Source organism: Chitinophaga varians, assembly GCF_014529945.1.
Lineage (GTDB): Bacteria > Bacteroidota > Bacteroidia > Chitinophagales > Chitinophagaceae > Chitinophaga > Chitinophaga varians.
In genome coordinates, this window is record NZ_JACVFB010000001.1 from 1833869 (window position 1) to 1852121 (window position 18253).

At 50.0% G+C, this 18253-nt stretch carries 14 protein-coding genes; 3 read left to right on the forward strand and 11 right to left on the reverse strand.

Annotation, left to right across the window (positions count from 1 at the left end; genetic code table 11):
* Positions 1–23 precede the first annotated feature (23 nt).
* From ICL55_RS07075 to ICL55_RS07125, 11 genes are all read right to left on the reverse strand, one after another.
* Positions 24–197: a hypothetical protein gene (locus ICL55_RS07075; RefSeq protein WP_169226378.1), complete on the reverse strand. Its 174-nt coding sequence runs from the start codon at positions 195–197 to the stop codon at positions 24–26.
* A gap of 6 nt (positions 198–203) precedes the next feature.
* On the reverse strand, positions 204–2690 hold the full coding sequence (locus ICL55_RS07080) for a PIG-L family deacetylase (RefSeq protein ID WP_188095355.1): 2487 nt from the start codon (positions 2688–2690) through the stop codon (positions 204–206).
* Positions 2691–2860: 170 nt separating this feature from the next.
* Positions 2861–4270, reverse strand: coding sequence for a RagB/SusD family nutrient uptake outer membrane protein (locus ICL55_RS07085; RefSeq protein WP_246496192.1), 1410 nt, complete (start codon positions 4268–4270; stop codon positions 2861–2863).
* Positions 4271–4312: 42 nt separating this feature from the next.
* Positions 4313–7552, reverse strand: a complete 3240-nt coding sequence (locus ICL55_RS07090; RefSeq protein WP_188095359.1) for a SusC/RagA family TonB-linked outer membrane protein — start codon at positions 7550–7552, stop codon at positions 4313–4315.
* Between the two features lie 220 nt (positions 7553–7772).
* Entirely contained in the window at positions 7773–8840 is a 1068-nt protein-coding gene (locus ICL55_RS07095; protein ID WP_188095361.1) for a FecR family protein, read from the reverse strand.
* Positions 8841–8929: 89 nt separating this feature from the next.
* Positions 8930–9490: an RNA polymerase sigma-70 factor gene (locus ICL55_RS07100; RefSeq protein WP_206156091.1), complete on the reverse strand. Its 561-nt coding sequence runs from the start codon at positions 9488–9490 to the stop codon at positions 8930–8932.
* Positions 9491–9562: 72 nt separating this feature from the next.
* Complete coding sequence (locus ICL55_RS07105) at positions 9563–9892, reverse strand: DMT family protein (protein WP_188095364.1); 330 nt, start codon at positions 9890–9892, stop codon at positions 9563–9565.
* Positions 9893–9902: 10 nt separating this feature from the next.
* A complete protein-coding gene (locus tag ICL55_RS07110; protein WP_188095366.1) occupies positions 9903–10352 on the reverse strand; it encodes a hypothetical protein in 450 nt (149 codons plus the stop codon).
* A gap of 642 nt (positions 10353–10994) precedes the next feature.
* Positions 10995–11387, reverse strand: coding sequence for a helix-turn-helix domain-containing protein (locus ICL55_RS07115; RefSeq protein ID WP_223151345.1), 393 nt, complete (start codon positions 11385–11387; stop codon positions 10995–10997).
* Positions 11377–11856, reverse strand: coding sequence for a hypothetical protein (locus ICL55_RS07120; protein WP_188095368.1), 480 nt, complete (start codon positions 11854–11856; stop codon positions 11377–11379). The genes ICL55_RS07115 and ICL55_RS07120 overlap by 11 nt, the downstream gene beginning before the upstream one ends.
* Before the next feature lie 427 nt (positions 11857–12283).
* Entirely contained in the window at positions 12284–12772 is a 489-nt protein-coding gene (locus ICL55_RS07125) for a carboxypeptidase-like regulatory domain-containing protein (RefSeq protein ID WP_246496165.1), read from the reverse strand.
* Between the two features lie 357 nt (positions 12773–13129).
* Between ICL55_RS07125 and ICL55_RS07130 the strand changes: the two genes are divergently transcribed.
* From ICL55_RS07130 to ICL55_RS07140, 3 genes are all read left to right on the forward strand, one after another.
* A complete protein-coding gene (locus ICL55_RS07130) occupies positions 13130–13672 on the forward strand; it encodes an RNA polymerase sigma-70 factor (protein WP_188095369.1) in 543 nt (180 codons plus the stop codon).
* A 69-nt stretch (positions 13673–13741) separates the two neighbouring features.
* Positions 13742–14740, forward strand: a complete 999-nt coding sequence (locus ICL55_RS07135) for a FecR family protein (RefSeq protein ID WP_188095372.1) — start codon at positions 13742–13744, stop codon at positions 14738–14740.
* 23 nt (positions 14741–14763) lie between these two features.
* The gene (locus ICL55_RS07140) at positions 14764–18156 is read left to right on the forward strand and encodes a TonB-dependent receptor (RefSeq protein WP_188095373.1); all 3393 of its coding nucleotides are present in this window, start codon (positions 14764–14766) and stop codon (positions 18154–18156) included.
* The last annotated feature ends 97 nt before the right edge of the window (positions 18157–18253 follow it).

Consider the following 18253-nt stretch of genomic DNA (forward strand, 5'->3'; position numbering starts at 1 on the left):
AATTTGAAAATTTCGAAATTGATTCAATCGTCGGAGCTTTTGGTCCACATGCTTCCTGTCAGCAATCCAAGGCCGATACCAATCAGAAGTCCGATGTGGACCCTCTTTATCTCAAATCCGATGAACAGCCCGAGCAGAATACACAGGATAGCTGCTATTCTTAGTCTCGGGCGGTTCTGTGCGTGTTTACCAGCCATTTTTGTTTAATGTTGTTTCGCAGAAATCAGGTTCACGAATAAACGATAAGCCCCCGGTACGCCGGCAGGCAGTTCACGGAAAAATGCCAGCCCGGTATATACATACCTGCCCTTGCCATATTGCGCCATAATGGTGGAGCCGTCCAGTGGCGATTCGCCTTTGTCGTTCATCGTAAATAATTTCTTGTATGCTTTATCAATGTTTGAGGGGAAGTACAATCCTCTCTCCTGTACCCAGCCGCTGAAATCGGCGCTGGTGATCTCATTGGGATAATGCATCACGGCATCGTCCGGCTGCAGGAAGGTCACTGCCGCATTTTCATCCGTTACACGGTCACGGGAAAGGCTAAACGGAAACGGTCCGAGGTTGGTGGTCACCAGTGGACTATTCACATTATACTGTACCACCATGGTACCGCCGTTGTTGACATAGTTCATCAACTGGCTTTGCCAGTATTTCATACGGGGGTTTGTGTTATAGGCTCTCACCCCTATGATGATGGCATCATATTGTGACAACTGGTTGCCCATGATTTCTTTTTCGCCCAGTTCCGTTACATCATAGCCCACTTGTCGCAGGGAAGCCGCTACCAGATCGCCGGCACCGGCAATATAACCCAGTTTGTTGCCATTATGTTTCAGGTCTACTGCTACCAGTCTGGCGGAAGCTTCCGGGAACAAGGTGATCAGCGGAATATGGTCATAGCGGATATGCTGGATGCTCTGCGTGTATTCTTTACCGTTACAGCTGACCACTACCGTGAACGTATCAACGTGATTGGCAGTAGCAGCAGCTACCGGATGAATGGTGAAACGCAGTTCCTGTTCATCTCCTTTTTTCTCCATTTGGAAAGGCAGGCTGTTTTCCTTTACAGCGAAGCCGGCAGGCAGCCGCAGGTGTACGTTACCCGTTACGCCGTCGGCAGAAGCCGCGAGTTTCACAGGTACTGTCTGCGGTTGATTGTTGGTGAAGATATACACCTGGTTGTTCAGGTTGGCCACTACCGGTGGTGCAATCACCAGCGGCTCATACAGTTCCCCTTTTACCGGGTCTGTATATTTGTATTGCAGCGGGCGTTCGATCAGGAATTCCTGTCCACCTATTTCCAGATGGATACGGGCCACCAATGGCGGTGTATTCTCCGGATTACCCACCTGCAGCGGGTCAGGGATGGCGTAAGTACCCAGCGGATGCGTTTCTGCCAGCCAGTATGGTTGGGAGATTTTAGTATCGGCGGGGACAGTCAGTGACTGGGAGATGCTGTTGAATTTATTGTACGTCAGTTCGCGGGCGCCGGTGGCATCCGGTTTACCGGGGAGGTCTACTTTACGCAGCTGAATGGGGAACTGACCGCGGTTGATCAGCTGTACGGTGGCTTCCATATTGTATCCGGGCACCACTGTGGGCGTGGTGCTGTAGGCTTCCGCCCACAGTCCGGCGCAGGCATATATCAGCTGTTCGGTCTCTTTCAGTTTCTGGTTACGCCAGTAGCCATCGGGCAGTGCCTGAACAGCCTTGCGGATATTGAGCAGTGCCGGGACGGAGGCGGCAGGGTCTTCCATGTTATACTCATGGATGGCCTTGTCGACCATCGCGCCGATGGCTGCTCCGCCGGGGATGCGTGCCCAGGAGGTATTAACGCCATCCAGCAGCTGTTGCCGGGGCGCATCGCCTTTAATCGTCATGAAATACTCCATGCTGGAGCCTCTGCCGGCGGGTACGCCGAAGCCCTGGCTTTTATGCTGGGAACGGCTTTCCGCGGCTATCTCGCCATAACCTTTACCCAACAGGTAGTTATAGGCGCCTACGTCTACTTTGAACTGGTCTTCCGAAATGGTGTTAGCGGAACCGAAGTTAAAGGTGTTCCACAACAGCCGTGTCGTTTTCCAGGGTTTTACGTATTTCAGTTGTTCAGGATATTGTTTGGGATCTGCGGCGGCGGTGAAGGCTTCTGCCGCCAGCATGGCGGAAGCGGTATGATGCCCATGGCCCGCGCGGCTATCGGCCGGAAAGCGGCAGATAATCACATCCGGCTGGAATTTGCGGATCATCCATACCACGTCGCCCAGGATTTTTTTCTTGTCCCAGATGGTAAAGGTTTCAGCGGGATTTTTGGAGAAGCCGAAATCCTGGGCCCGGGTGAAGAACTGTTCCGCCCCATCGGTGCGACGGGCAGCCAGCAGCTCTTGTGTGCGGATAAGGCCCAGCAGCTCGGACTGCTCGTTGCCTACCAGGTTCTGACCACCATCACCGCGGGTGAGGGACAGGTAACCGGTACGGTACAGTTTTTCTTTGGCCAGATAAGCCAGCAAACGGGTGTTTTCATCATCAGGATGAGCTGCCAGATACAACACGCTACCCAGCGTGTCCAGCTTTTTAAGTTGCAGCTTGATATCGGCAGCATTCCAGACAGGCGACGGCTGCGCCAGTGCAGGGACGCCGGCTATCATCGCTATCAGTAAAGCCAGTGCAGTGTGGATTCTTAGAAACATGTAGTAAAACGTGATTTACAGGTCGCCAAAAATAGGAATAAATTCATGCGAAGGAAGGGATTATTGGTTGAACGGCGAATAAATAAAAAAGGTCCCGGTTTGTAACCGGGACCCTACAAGCAAAAACCAACCAGCTTGCAAAAACCAATTGTCAACAAAGGCGGTTTAGATTAGTTGTATCCTTCGTTTTGCTGGTGGCGTATATTCGGATTGGCATCCAGCTCCCTCTGGGGGATGGGTAAGATTATTTTTGGACCGGGCAGTGCCACGGTGATGGTTCTGTTACTAGCCAGGTATTTTACAAAGGGTGTCCCGGTGCGGGCAAGGTCAAAAAGCCGGTGCCCTTCAAAGGCAAGCTCCTTGCGTCTTTCCAGCGCGATGGTATCCAGCAGCGCTTTTCCGCCTGCTGTTACCGGCGCGGTTCCCGGATTGGCCCGCAATACAATATTATTGAGCGCCTGCCGTGCATCTTCCTCCCTGCCAAGACGGGCAAGGGCTTCTGCGCGTATCAGGTACAACTCTGCCAGACGCATCACTTTAATACTTTCTGCGAAAGTGGTGACGTCTTTATATTTCGTAATGATATTGGCGGGGTTCTCTCCCCCATTGCCTGCCCGTTTATCTCTCTTCAGAAATCCGAGCCGGACATCCTTATCATTATATATTCCCCGTATATCATCGGTGGCCAGCACATCTCCATAGCCGGTCTGACTGAACATAAAACTCAGTGCGTCCGTACTGCGGTTGTCTACCGGCGTGTTGATGATTTCAAAGATCGTTTCGCTGTTGCCGGTCTGATTAAAATCGCTCACCACCTTGTCCGTAGCCAGCAGACTGTATTTATTACTGCTGATCACCTGACTGGCAGCAACTTCCGCTCCTTCCCAATCTCCTTTGTAGAGCAACACCCTGGCCAATAATGCCCGTGCGCTGTACAGGTTGATCCGACCGGAATTGAAAGCAGTGCTTTTACTATCATTAAAAAGCCGGATCGACTCGTTCAGATCGCGGATGATCTGGGCGTAGGTGTCTTTTATGCTGCTGCGGGACGGTGACTGTACCACGTCCACATCGGTAGTGGTGGCCAGCGGAATCCCCATATGCGATGCATCCGGCGTGTAGTTGTATGCCTGGGCATACAACCGGGCGATATCAAAGAACACCAGTCCGCGTACGGCATAGGCTTCGGCCACAATCTCCACTGCTTCTGTGCTGTCTGCAACAGACGGCGCCAGTATCACCGCAGGGCCTTTCTGTATGATCATGTTGGCATTGGCGACCACGGCGTACAACTGGTTCCAGCTATCTGTGATGTATTGGTCGTTGGCCGTCACGATAAACTGGTCCAGATTACGGTACCTGTTACTGTTGAGAACACTGATGTATTCATTGTCTCCCCTTAGATCGGGCAACAGTAACATGGCACGTCCGTAATAGTTTTCATTTTGCATCAGTGAATACACCCCGTTAATAGCGGCCCGAAGGCCTGCCAGATCTTTAATAGCATGGCGTGTTTCCGTTGCTGCCTTGGGGTCCTGGTTGAGGAAGTCCTTACTGCAACCGGTAACCAGTGCAATCATCAAGACCCAGGCAATATGTTTATATCGTTGCAACATGCGTGGTTAAAAGTTAACGTCTACTCCAACAAGAAAGGTTTTGAAAATCGGGGGCCGTTGATCATAATCGCCGGTCACCGGTACTTCCGGGTCCATCGTTAGTTGCCGGTCTTTTACATACATCCAGAGATTATTGCCTCTAAAGTATACCCTTGCTTCGGTCAGTCCGGCTTTGGACAGCCACAGCTTAGGCAGGTTATAAGCCAGCAGCAGGTCTCTCAGGCGGATGAAGCTGCCGTCGTACAGGAAGCGGGAAGAAGCCTGGTTACTGAGGCCTGTCTGCGTACCGCCGAATACCACTTTAGGAATACTGGTGATGTCTCCTGGTTGCTGCCAGCGGTTTTCGTAAATCCGCCGGGAGAGTTTGGAGGAAGCGCCAAAACCGCCGCTGCCGTCCGATTCGGTGAAGGAGCCCCAGTTGTCGTACACTTTGTTGCCCCAGTTATAGAAGACCTGAAAGCTGAGTTCAAAACCTTTATAGCTGAAGTGATTGGTGATGCCTCCATAAAATTTAGGGAGGGCACTCCCCTGATTAAATCGCTGTGCTTCGCCGTATACTTTGGTCGTTGTTGTTTTGTCTGCGTTGGTATACCAGAGCGCCTCCCCTGTTTGTGGATCTACGCCGGCATATCCCACGAGGTAAAACTGGTAGAAGTCCACGCCGATGTCCCTTTTGTAGATGCTGGTCATCGGGTTGTCCAGTCTTGTGATCGTGTTCTTTAAGGTAGAGAAGTTAAAGTCCGTGCGCCATGAAAATGATTCGGGGCTCGCGGGCAATATATTTCGGGTGCTGAGCGCCACTTCTATACCACTGTTGCGCATCTCGCCGTTATTGCGGAACACCGTAGTGATCCCGTTGGTGGACGATACCGGCACATTCAGCAGCAGGCGGGAAGTAACCCGATTGTAATATTCAACGGTACCGGATATACGATTTTTCAGGACCGAGAAATCGATACCGGCATTGAAGGGTTTGTTCTGTTCCCATGTAAGATAGGGATTGGGGTATTGTCCGAGAACATACCCCGGTTTCCCATCATAGTCATTAGCCGGATTGTACAGCGACAAAGAGGCATAGTTATCAATCGCCTGGTTTCCATTGCTGCCGTAGCTAGCACGTAATTTTAATTCGTTGATGCCGGGAATATCATGCATGAAGCTTTCTTTGTAGATATTCCAGGCCACGCCGACTGACCAGAAATTGGCGCCGCGTTTCTGCGCGCCAAACCGGGAAGATGCATCCCTTCTGATGGAGCCGGAGAGATAATATTTTTGCTGATAGTCGTATCCTGCATTCAGGAATACGCCTGTCAGAGAATTGGCAGCGTTGACCGAACTGATAAATTCGGGCCTGGAGGCATCCGCGAGTTCGCTTTTGCCGGGCAGGAAATTGGTGGCAGAAGCAGCGTTACCGGTGTTACTGGTACGCTGCGCCTCAAATCCTGCAAAGGTATTAAGGCCATGCTGGCCCCAGCGGTGCTGGTATCGCAGAATACTGGTAGACACCCAGTTGTTCCACAGATTATTGTTGACATAAGCCCTGCCATTGGTATTCCTGCCATCACCGAAGTTGGATGGATAGAAAGAGTTGCTGCGGGCATAATTAAGATCGAGGCTTATTTTAGATTCGAGCGACAGGCCGTCAATGATCTTGTATTTGGCGCCTGCGCCGGCTAGCAGCCCATAGATGGCGCCTGTTCTGGTTACTTCGTTGAGTACCGCTACCGGGTTGAAGCTGGTGTTGTAACTAAAGTCATAAGAGCCGTCAGGGTTGTAAACCTTTAGCCAGGGCTGTATACGGGCGAGTGACCGTACCGGGTTGGCCAGTAGTCCCACGTCGCCTACTGCATTGGCTTTCTGATAGGCCAGCGACAGGTTGACGTTAAAAGAGAGGCGTTCTGTAGCCTGATTGCTGAGATTTAGTTTTCCGGTCATCCGTTGGTAGTCTACACCGCGAAGTGCAGACCTGGAATCATAATAACCACCGGACACATAAAAACGTGTTTTCTCCGTACCGCCAGCGGCAGATAAGTTGGCTTGTGTGTATCCGCCGGAGCGTGTCAATAATTTCATCCAGTTGGTATTGACGGTGGTGTCGATGCCGCGGGCTTGCAGTTCCCGTATAAATCCGGCTTCTCCGGTGCCGTCGTTTCTGTTGTACCATCCTTCGCGTAACAGCTCTATCATCTCACGGGTATTAAGCGGATAGTTGCCTTTGGGGATGGTGAGGGTATTGACGCCCTGTTGTGCGCTGACACTGATCCGTGTACGTCCGGGCCTGCCGGTTTTGGTGGTGATCAGAATCACCCCGTTCGCTGCGCGGGAGCCGTAGATAGAGGCGGCCGCAGCGTCTTTGAGCACGGAGATGGATGCGATATCAGCGCTGTTGATACCGGCTAATGAATTCACATTAAAGTCGGTGAGGTCATCTGTCACTACCGGCACACCATCCACCACATAAAGCGGAGTGCTGCCGGCAGTGATAGAGCCTATACCACGGATACGGATGCTGGGCACCGATCCGGGTTGGCCGGAACCATTCATAGATTGTAGTCCCGGGACATTTCCTTGTAAACTTTCCTGGAAGCTGCTACGGGGGGCCTTGTCATACAAAGCCGAGTTGACCATAACAGCTGAACCTGTCAAAGAACCTCTTGTTTGAACGCCATAAGCCACTACCACTACTTCATTCAGTCCTCTGGCGTCGTCCTTCAGGACGATATTCCATGTCGATCTGTTACTGATCGCAATTTTCTGTTCTTCATATCCGATAAACGAACAAACCAGCGTGCCCGTCGGAGGGGCCATCATCCGGAACTGCCCGTCAGTGCCGGTGGTTGCGCCTTTATTGACGCCGGCAATCCGGATGCTTACCCCTGGCAGCGGATGACCGCTAATGTCGGTCACCTGACCACTGACGACGATATCCGGGATAGCTGCCTGTGCACCGGGTACGATGGCAATAAGGCCATCGGTCAGCGGTTTGTAAGTGAGCCCTGTACCCTGCAATATATGCCGGAGGGCTTCCTCTGCTGGTTCCTCTTTCAAGTCAATTGTAACCCGGACGTGCGCGGGTATCAGATCGTTGCGATATACGAAACGATAACTACTTTTTTTCTCTATCAATTTCAACAGGCGTGTCAGTGGCATCTGGTCTGCTTTCACCGATATTCGCTCACTTTGCCCGAACGCGTGGCCTGTTATATGTAAAGAGGTAATCAGAATAATAAAGGACACCAGTTTCATTAGCAGTACAACATTTTCCTTATGTATGTGCAAAAGGATGACAAAATGTATGTTTTTTTTGCATACATTTAGGTTGTTAAAGGTCAATAAAACGACGACAGTACTACATTGCCAAGTGAAGCTAACTGCCGTTTGATCTAAACAAAAGGGTAAATGTTTGCAGCATTTGCCCTTTTTTTATGCCAATGGTATCTTTTCTCTTTTGTAAGACATAAATGTGCTACTGGTTGATAAATACCTCGTTGCCTTTTATCTCGCAACGGAAAGATGATGTAACCTTCAGCGCCTCCAAAATCTGAGGCAGTGATTCATTTTTGAAAGTACCGGTAAAACGATACGCCTTCAGCTTTTTATCTGTCAGATAAACTTTCACACCAAACCAGCGTTCCATTTTCAATGCGATCGCGCCGAAGTTTTCGTTGTCGAAAACGAGGACATTATCACACCATGCTGTTTCATTGATCAGGTCGTCCTGCCCGTTCATTTTCACCTGTTCCATGCTATAACCCAATGAGGGCCTCGCATTGCCGTCCTGTGTATGTCTGATAATAAATTTCTGATTGGGCTGCAGCTGTACCCTGTGTTGCTGGTCATCTGCCGGCACTACTTCCACAGACCCGGAGATCAGGGAGGTTTCCGATTGTTCCTCGTTGGGATACGCCTTGATATTAAAAGCGGTGCCCAATACATTAACTGCCATGCGGCGGGTCTTTACGACGAACGGGTTATCTGCATCTTTTGCCACTTTAAAGAAGGCTTCTCCGGAGAGGAACACTTCCCGCTTCTGCTGCGTGTTCATGTCACGCTGGTAGGTGATGCGGCTGCCACCATTGAGCCATACTTCAGTACCGTCCGGTAAAGTTGCCCGGGACCGGGAGCCGTTACGGGTCTGAATTTCGGCTATTTCTGCTGCTACTTTTTGCGTGGTTTTGCTGCTGAGCAGGAATACACAATACCCTGCCAGCAATACGACCAGTGTTGACAAGGCAACCAATACGCCTGCCCTGCTTTTACGGTGACGCGCCACATGCTCCGCGGGATGTTCGTCCTGGAAATCAGCAGTGACCAGGTCGTTTCCAAGCCGGACCATGTGTTTTTCCAGTGCCTGTTCTGTCTTCTCCATCCATACGGGCGTAACAACCGGTGCAGGTAGGTTACCAAGCACGGAAACCTGATATCTCAGTTCCGGATATTGCACCAACAGCTCCTCCAGCTCGCGCAATTCAGCCATAGTGGCCTCGCCCGATACCTTTCTTCCCAGCAATAACCAAATTCTTTCCTGTTCCATGTCGTTGTTGCAAAAAGCATGATTGTAATAGAAGGACATGCAGATTTCAAAAATCTACTACTCCCTCACCAACTTTTTTTTATTTTTTTTTAGCGGGAGAAATGAAGGTGGATAACTTCGCTGATTTTTTTGAGTGCCTGGGCCATGTGCACATCGATGGTGTTCACTGAAATATCCAGTATTTGCGCCACTTCCTTGTACTTCAACCCGTCTTCCCTGATCAGTTTAAAGATCATTTTCCTTTTGGGCGGCAGCTGATTAATGGCTGATTCAATCTTTTTGATCATCTCCCCGGATATAAATATTTGTTCCGGTGTGGCATATCCCCCACTGATGTCCACTTCCAGTTCATCGAGACTGAAATGTTGTGTTCTGGAAGCACGGTTAAGGTAATTCAGCGCAATATTTTTGGCGGAGACGTACAGGTACACTTTAATATTCTGCACCTGCAGCAGCCTTTCCCGGTTCCTCCAGATATTCAGGAATACATCGGAGGCTACTTCTTCGGCTGACTCCCACGATTTAACGATAGAGAAGGCAAACTGGCTGAGAGGTTTATAGAATAAACGAAACAAGGCCTTATAGGCCTGTTCGTCGCCGAGCGACGCTACGCGCTCCACCAGCAGTTGTATATTCGCTTCCTCCCTCAATTGGATGGCCGGTTATTTTCAGGTTGATTGAGATGCAATGGCTAAAGATAATCAGGAATTGCGAAAATTCTACTATTTTTTGAACATAAAGTACACGGCACCGATCAAAAAGGCAAAGGAGATCAGATAGTTCCAGCGAAGCGGTTCTTTCAGAAAGAACACCGCAAAAACACTGAAGACAGTGAGCGTGATCACTTCCTGTATCGTTTTGAGCTGAAACCCGCTAAAGCCTTCCTGTGCGCCATACCGGTTGGCCGGCACCATAAAACAGTATTCAAAAAAAGCGATACCCCAGCTGATCAGGATCACCTTCCACATGGCGGTGTCCTGATGTTTGAGATGCCCGTACCAGGCGAATGTCATAAAGGTATTGGAAATGAGTAGCAGGATGACTGTGCGCATAAATTCGCAATTATAGTCTTTTTTCTTCAGTAACGGAACCCGGTGCAATTAACGGTAGAATGGCATGGTGCAAAAAAGTGCCGCTGAAGGTGGCAAACATCACGCCTCTCGCCGTTGAAAGCGCTGTGCTGTGAAGGGTTTCAATGAGATCGTCCGGCATATCCGGCTGACCAGCGGCATTGAGCCGTACCACGTCCGCGAAGTTACTCATGGTAAAGGTACAGTTGATGGTCAGACTCCCCAGTTGCCGGGTAATGTTTTCGTTGTGTACACCGATTTTCACGGTTACCAGTACCTGGCTTTTCTCATCGTCTGCTTTGCTGGTGATATGAATATCAAAATGAAAGCTTTCAAATGGCGGATGGTCCCCCGGATAATGCAGGGAGCTGTCCAGCAGGTCGATGGCCAGCAGGACGAGGTGTTGCGGTCCTGTTTTTGCCGGTGATGATCGTTTAGTCATGAGCGTAAATTGGCAATAAAATCGGATTCGGATAAAACAGTTCCTCCATGGCCGGTGCCCCTTTCAGGCAATCAGGCTGGCAGCTCCCTCAAGTTGTGATTCCCAGGCTGGGTGGTTACGTTAGTTGATAGTTCCATCAAGCCGTTATTCCCAGGCCGGGAGGTCCCGCCAGGTGGTGGTTTCCTTCAGATAATGATTCCCCAATCCGGATGGGTACATCAGGTGATAGTCCCCTCAAGCCGTGATTCCCAGGCTGAGAGGCCGGTCAGGTGGTGGTCCCATCAAGCCCGTGATTCCCCAATCCGGATGGTTACATCAGGCGATAGTACCATCAAGCTGTGATTCCCAGGCTGAGAGGTCCCGCCAGGTGGTGGTCCCATCAAGCCGTGATTCCCCAATCCGGATGGTTACATCAGGTGATAGTCCCATCAAGCCGTGATTCCCAGGCTGAGAGGCCCCGCCAGGTGGTGGTTTCCTTCAGGTAGTGATTTCCCAATCCGGGTGGTTACATCAGGTGATAGTCCCACCAAGCTGTGATTCCCAGGCCGGGAGGCCCCGTCAGGTGGTGGTCCCATCAGGGAGTCGTTCCGTCAACGAAGGACTGCGCGGCTGCAAATCCGGTATCGGCAACAACAGGGCTTCTCAGCGCACGTTTGCCGCCGGCGAAAATGAAGCATGGTTTTCTTGATTGTTTCCGGAGCTGACTGTTAACCTGACTTCCCTGACCAGCCGCGGTTGAGCGGGTGTAAAGAAAGTCATGACCGGTACTTCCAGTGCGATGGCTATTTCAGACAGCGTATCAATAGTAAAATTATGTGTACCGCTTAACCAACGGGAAATTTCAGAGGGATTCTTACCCATTCGGGCGGCCAGCTCCCTGTTGGTCATCCGTTTGCCGTCGACGATAGCCGCAATGCGACCGGCGAGCACAAACCGGGTTTCCACCTGCAGACTTTCCAGCGGTGTGATGCTGGCCATCACATCGGCGATAATTTTACTGCTGTATTTCCTGGCGCCCTGGTGTTTATTTTCCATCTGTTGTAAATATTAAGTTACCCCATAGTCGGGCATCCTGCGCCGACCAATAAATGTCCCCTGTCCGGATTTTATGACTGATGTCGCGGGAAATCCGCGCCAGCAGCTTTTCGGGCACTACTATCCCATTCCTCCTTCCGGGCCTGGGCATGCCGCCACCGATGATCAGCGCCGCAGCGCCTACCCGGTAACAATACAAGCGGAGCTTTTTCTCCGGATGATCAAACAAGGCACAAACCCCGTCGGCAGACCGGCCCCGTTTCATTTTAAAAAACCTGTTCTGCACCCCATAGCGATTACCAATATAAGAAAGATACTGGGTAATGCTTTTTATTTCCACCGCATGTTCTCTCACATGCTCTTTGACGAAATGATCGAACAAAGTCAGATCGTCGTCAGCTATCATTACAGAATAGATACCAGCCCGCTTCCCGGAGAACTGTTGCAATTCAATAATTTCGTAATTCACGTAGATCAGTTGGGTTTAACGATGTCAGATAATGGTTGATATGGTGACAATATAAAAAATAACTTAAAACGCAACTTTTTCAATCCGGCAAAACCCGAAGTTTTGAAGAAAGAGCCGTTTCCGGCTCTTTTTCTGGGGCTTTAACAAACGGACATGGATAAAATAAAAAATTCACTCAAATACAAATACAGGATCAAATGTAGGAAAGTTTTTCAAACTGCAAAAATATTTATTGATTTATAAATAATTTTTTCTTTCAAAAACCATCAAATATCGTAAAATAGTACACATATAACCCAATAATAAGGCATTTTTAACCCTTCACTTACAGGCATAAAAAAAGGGGGGCCGAAAAAGCTCCCCTGAGATCAAACCAAAATGGGTTTCCATTTTAGGATGCTATTGAATTGTTGGATGCTATACGATTTTATTGTTCCAGCTTGATTTCGCCGAGATCGGTAGCTTTACCATCTTCTACTTTTACATCCTTGATAATGGCGCTTTTATAAGGCGCTTTACCAACAATGGTGATGGTATAAGTACCAGCTTTGGCAGCCGGAATAGCGAAAGCGCCTTGTGAAACGGCACCTTTCAGTTTTTCACTACCGTTGTCCGCTTCTACTTCAGCAGCACCGTCGGCAGGTGTAACTTTACCGCTGATGGAACCGCCTTCTACCGTACGGAGAGAATCCATACCTTTTACGGAATCCATACGCAGTGAATTGTTACGGAAGAGTGAGTCCATTCTGGACACAGAATCAACACGGGAGAAAGAATCTACACGGGTAAATGAATCGATGCGGGCGATTGAATCAATACCGGCAATAGAATCAATGCTGGCAATGGAGTCCAGTCCCATCAGCGAATCTATGCCGACAGACAGGGAATCAAAACGCGCTACTGAGTCAACAGACATCAGTGAGTCCATTTTAACTGAAGCACTATCCAAAGACCTAACAGTCGTTGCATCAGCACTTTTAAACGAAGACATCCCTACTACCATTGCAGCTAAAGCGAGCATTCCTGTGATTGTTTTTTTCATGGCATTCAATTTTTTGTATGGTTAAAATTATGATGACAACCGTGTAACCAGTTGATTGTGCATGATTTTTGCACTAATGCACAAATTCATTAACCGGCTGTATACTAACAATACATTCGACAATGCACTTACCATTAGTGAAAGAAATGTTAAAGACAAAAAATTCAATAAATACTGAATGCGAAGTGATTAAAATTTATCTTCGCACTGGCGGAAACAAAAGATCAAAGCATGTTGCAATTAAGTAACGACGAAATAGTAAAGGGCATCAGAAGCAGGAATAAAGCGGTGTTTGAAGTTGTCTTCAAACAGTTCGCTCCTTCTATGTATAATATTGCCTTTCGCTATGTAAAAGATGAAGATGATGCCAACGATATGGTGCAGGATGTATTCCTCAATTTGTGGAAAGGTGCGGAAAACCTGGATGAAAGGGCCCCCATCAATCATTACCTGGCCCGCGCCACCGTCAACACCTGTCTGAACCGCATCAAAAAAGAACAACGGAAAGAAGTATATGCAAAGGAACAGTTACTGACAGCCTCTCCTGCTGAAACATCCCACTCGAAACTGGAGCATAAAGAGCTGGAAGCCCAGTACCGGTCGGCCCTCGACAAGCTGCCGGAACAATGTCGCCGCGTGTTTGAGATGAGCCGCCTAAAAGGACTCTCTCCGGCAGAAATAGCGGAACAACTGAACATCTCCATTAATACTGTATATGCACACCTGACAACCGCATTAAAAAAATTGCGGGTGGTACTGATCAATAAAGAATAAAACAACCAGAATTTTTTTCTTTACCACTAATGGTAAACCATTTTCCGATTGTATAGTTAATAAGTAGCCATGAACAAGAAAACCGACATAGATATAGTGATCCGTTATCTGGAAGATCCGGACAACGAGCAGCATAAACAGCAGCTCAATGACTGGATTCAACAGGACACCGCTAATCTGGATATTTTTCTGGATATGAAAGCGATGTGGCAGGGAGATCCGCTCCCGGCAGCATCTGCCTTCGACACCCAGGGCCAGTGGCTACAACTCAATGCAACCCTGGAAACCCTTCCGTCCGCCACCACCAGCACACCCATCACTACTGCTTCCCGAAATACCCGCGTGTTTCAGATGAAAGCCCGCTATTGGTGGGCCGCTGCCGCCGTGCTCGCGATCGGCCTCACCTGGACCTGGCTGGGCCCCGGTAGCTACAAAACCATTACCACCGCTCAAAACCTCGACAGCCTCCACTTGCCGGACGGCTCTATGGTATATATCAATGCACACAGCACTATCCGTTATTCCCGCGCTTTTGGTAAAGACAACCGTCATATCAAAATAGACAAAGGAGAAGCGTTCTTTGATGTGGTGAAAAACGATGCCCTCCCCTTCACGGTAGATGCCCCCGATGTGGAAGTAGAGGTGCTGGGCACCGCTTTCAACGTGAAAGCAGCGAAATCCGGCGTGAAAGTTTTTGTTCAGTCCGGGAAAGTAAGCGCTGCCTATAAAAGCAAAGGCTCCGGGAAAAAAGTCATCCTGACCCCAGGCCAGGAAGCGTCCCTTGCCCGCCATGGTAACGCCATCGACACCCGTCTTTATAAGAAAAACAATAATATCCTCGCCTGGAGAACAAGATGCCTGACCTTCGATGATGCACCGCTCACCGAAGTAGCAGCAGCCTTGTCCGATTTCTATAATGTTCAGGTAGACATCAGCAACCAGCAACTGAACGACAAAAAACTGCTGGCCACCTTCCCCAATATGCCGCTGGAGGAAGTACTGGACATCATGCGGAAAACACTTCAAATCAACATCACGTATAAAAACAACCTGGTAGAAATCTACTAACCGGCGCCCGACCCTCTTTGCTTATGCAGCATGCTATGCTACAGGCGCCGCGCTCTAATACCAGGTCCAGGTGCGTGCCTGTTTTCTTTTTATTTTTTGTTATCCTGGTTTTTACCGGCTCCCTGGCAGCCGCTCAAACCCCTGATGCCCAACCCAAACGAATTTCCCTGCAATATGTGAACGTTAGCCTGAAAACCGTTATCCGGGACATCGAAAAACAAACCCGCTATACTTTCGCTATTTCAACGGATGAACTGGAAACCCGCAAAGGTGTCAGCATCCATGTACATCATGCAACACTTGCAGACGTAGTCAGGCAACTCTTTCCCGTGTCCCGCTATAAGGTGGAGATCAGAGACGGACAGATCATCGTCATCCCGCAAAACGCAGTGACGACCGATGTTGCCGGCAACACCAGCAACCGGCCCGTTAACCCCAACAAATGGCAGGTTACCGGTACCGTTACGGACGGACTGGAACCTCTCAGCGGTGTATCCCTGCGGGAACAAGGCACCTCCAATGGCACCGCCACCAGTGAAAATGGCTCCTTCAAACTGGAGCTCGCCTCCGGCCAGGCCGTGCTCACGGTGTCGCTGATAGGCTTCGAAACCAAAGAAATTGCGGTCCGCGACCGACACAATATTTCCGTCACGCTCCAACCCGACCTGAAGAAACTGAACGAGCTGGTGGTTCTCGGATACGGCCTGCAGAAACGCGCTAACATCACCGGCGCTATTGCACAGATAGACGGCGCCCGGCTCAAAAGCAGACCAGTGCCCAACGTGATGGCCGCCCTCCAAGGCACGGCCACCGGCCTCGTGGTAACGCGCAGCAACGGACAGCCCGGCAAGGAAGGCTTTAATATCCAGGTGCGCGGCGTCAACTCCGGCAACAACAACACGCCTGTTATCGTAGACGGCGTGCCCGGCTCCCTCGCCGTACTCAATCCGGACGACATCGAATCCGTTTCTATTCTTAAAGATGCTTCCGCCGCCTCCATCTATGGCGCCCGCGGCGCCGGCGGCGTAGTGCTGGTCACCACCCGCACCGGCAAACCCGGCAAACTGGCCATCGACTTTAATACACTGGCAGGTTTCGAAACCCCCATCCGCATACCGCACCGGCTGTCTTCCGCCCAACAGGCACGCATGGAAAATGAAGCCACCGTCAACGCCGGTGGCGTTGCTCCATGGCAACCGGGAGAAATAGCGCTGATGGAAAAAGGCAACTATTACGCAGACGACTATACGAATCCGGGATACTATCGTTACTATTATAATTTTGATCAGCTGTCGCTGCTTTCTAAAAGAAAATCCAGTGTACAGAACTACAACCTCTCTGTCAAAGGAGGGGATTCCCTCAACCAGTTCTCTGCCTCCTTCGGCTACTTCGGCCGGCAAGGGTTGTTTGTGGAAGGACCTGACAGGACCAATCGGGTAAATGCCCGCTTTAATATCAACAATCGTTTCAGTAAACATATCAGTCTCGAAACACGACTGTCGTACGCACAAACCAACACGTTCTCTCCCTCCCAGCCTACGGAAGGCCCGCAAGGCTTGCTGGCAGGACTTTACAGAGGACCCGGCAACGTGCCTGTTTTTGTGCCGGGCACACAACATTACGCCTTTGGTGGCGCCCCCATCTATGCATTGTTGCATGACGGCGGTGTGCGGGAGGAAAAAAATAATTATATCGATGCCGTCTTTACATTGAGGGCCGACAGTCTTTTGGCCAAAGGCCTTTCTCTTCGACTCGTCTACAGTCCGCAGCAACACACCCTGCGTGATAACCTGGGTCGTAACAGCATCCAATTATGGAATAAACTCGCTCCGGTAGAAACAGTGCAGGAACACAGTCTCCTGCAAACCAGCAAACTACAGGGCAAAGGCGGTAATCTCCAACTGCTGGCGGATTATGACACTAAAGCCAATAAACACAACATTCATATACTTGGCGGCTATACGCAGGAAACGTATAACACCGACCAAAACACGGCGGCCTCTTACGACCTTTCACCAGACAATATCAACAGTTATCGTTTCAACGAGGCACCACAGTATACCATGACCCAGTTTACCAACGGCACGCTCATGTCATTGTTTGGTAAGATCAATTATAATTATGACAACCGCTATCTGCTGGAAGCTAATTTAATTGGCGGCCGCCTGTCGCAACGTAGCAGCGCTTTTCCGGCGATGGAACAATGGCAGGCCTTCCCTTCTTTTTCCGCCGGATGGCGACTTAACAATGAGGAATGGTTTTACCGTGCCTTTCATTTTTTCAACGAATTCAAACTTCGCTGGTCCTGGGGCAGGCTGGGTAATGTCAACAGCTGGAACAGTATAGACAATGATGAACGACTCAGTACTTTCACCTTTGGCTATAACAATCCGTTCTCTCCGTTTGTCTACAAAAACCCCATCCCGCAGGCGTCAGGCTGGGAAAATATTTCCACTTACAACTACGGGTGGGATGCTACGCTTTTCCGTGGCAGGCTCACACTCTCCGCCGATTATTTTGTGAAACATAATCGTGATATGCGCATACCGGTACAGCTGCCGTCTACCGCCGGTGCATGGCCATTGCGCTTCAATACCGGAGAAATGAGATCATGGGGCTGGGAACTGAATGCCGGCTGGCGAAGCAGCCACGGGCCTTTCACCTGGTACCTCAACGCCAACCTGTTCAACAATCAGACGAAAGTGCTGCGCAATGACGGCGTAACGCCCCAGGCTGGCTGGAACGTGGGCATCGCCGGTTATCCTTACGCCTCGCTGTTTGGCTACATCGCCGACGGTTATTTCCAGACAAAGGCAGAAGTACAGCAGCATGCGTTCCAACACGCCAACACTGCTCCCGGTGATATCAAATATCGCGACGTGAACGGAGATCATCAGATTGACAACCGTGACCTGGTGTACCTGGGCAGTACCGATCCGCAACTGGCCTACGGTATTGATGCAGGCTTCTCCTGGAAGGGCCTGGAGTTTTCCATTTTCTTCCAGGGTGTCAGCGACCGCAAGGTAATGCCTGATCCCCGCTATAATATTCCTTTCACCAACGGCTGGCAGCAGCCCTGGGACATCAACCAGGACTACTGGACCCCGGACCGTCCTAATGCGCTGTTCCCCCGCCTCTATCTGCACGACGAACAGAACACCGTTCCTTCCAGCCACTGGGTAATGAATGGCGCCTACATCCGTCTGAAAAATCTGCAGCTGGGCTACAACCTTCCTCCCGTCTGGCTAAAACGCCTGCCTGTTAAAAATCTGCGTCTTTACTTCTCCGGCCAGGACCTCTGGGAGAGCACGAAGATGAAGATCCGCTATTATGACCCGGAACAGGCTGGTGGCTATATCGGTAACGCCTATCCGTTTTTCAGATCATATACGATCGGGCTGAATGCTTCCTTTTAACGATGATGGACATGAACACTGCTGATAGCCCTGATTCGTGGTAATTATCTACCAGGAACACTTTTAGTTGTTACCTGCGCATAAAAAAACCGGCCGT

What these genes read in the sequence shown, in the direction of transcription:
- ICL55_RS07135 (WP_188095372.1), top strand. Translation starts at nt 13,742, where the DNA reads ATGAACAAGAAAACCGACATAGATATAGTGATCCGTTATCTGGAAGAT.
- ICL55_RS07110 (WP_188095366.1), bottom strand. Translation starts at nt 10,352, where the DNA reads ATGACTAAACGATCATCACCGGCAAAAACAGGACCGCAACACCTCGTC.
- ICL55_RS07090 (WP_188095359.1), bottom strand. Translation starts at nt 7,552, where the DNA reads ATGAAACTGGTGTCCTTTATTATTCTGATTACCTCTTTACATATAACA.
- ICL55_RS07140 (WP_188095373.1), top strand. Translation starts at nt 14,764, where the DNA reads ATGCAGCATGCTATGCTACAGGCGCCGCGCTCTAATACCAGGTCCAGG.
- ICL55_RS07130 (WP_188095369.1), top strand. Translation starts at nt 13,130, where the DNA reads ATGTTGCAATTAAGTAACGACGAAATAGTAAAGGGCATCAGAAGCAGG.
- ICL55_RS07125 (WP_246496165.1), bottom strand. Translation starts at nt 12,772, where the DNA reads ATGTCTGTTGACTCAGTAGCGCGTTTTGATTCCCTGTCTGTCGGCATA.
- ICL55_RS07075 (WP_169226378.1), bottom strand. Translation starts at nt 197, where the DNA reads ATGGCTGGTAAACACGCACAGAACCGCCCGAGACTAAGAATAGCAGCT.
- ICL55_RS07080 (WP_188095355.1), bottom strand. Translation starts at nt 2,690, where the DNA reads ATGTTTCTAAGAATCCACACTGCACTGGCTTTACTGATAGCGATGATA.
- ICL55_RS07095 (WP_188095361.1), bottom strand. Translation starts at nt 8,840, where the DNA reads ATGGAACAGGAAAGAATTTGGTTATTGCTGGGAAGAAAGGTATCGGGC.
- ICL55_RS07105 (WP_188095364.1), bottom strand. Translation starts at nt 9,892, where the DNA reads ATGCGCACAGTCATCCTGCTACTCATTTCCAATACCTTTATGACATTC.
- ICL55_RS07085 (WP_246496192.1), bottom strand. Translation starts at nt 4,270, where the DNA reads ATGATTGCACTGGTTACCGGTTGCAGTAAGGACTTCCTCAACCAGGAC.
- ICL55_RS07115 (WP_223151345.1), bottom strand. Translation starts at nt 11,387, where the DNA reads ATGGAAAATAAACACCAGGGCGCCAGGAAATACAGCAGTAAAATTATC.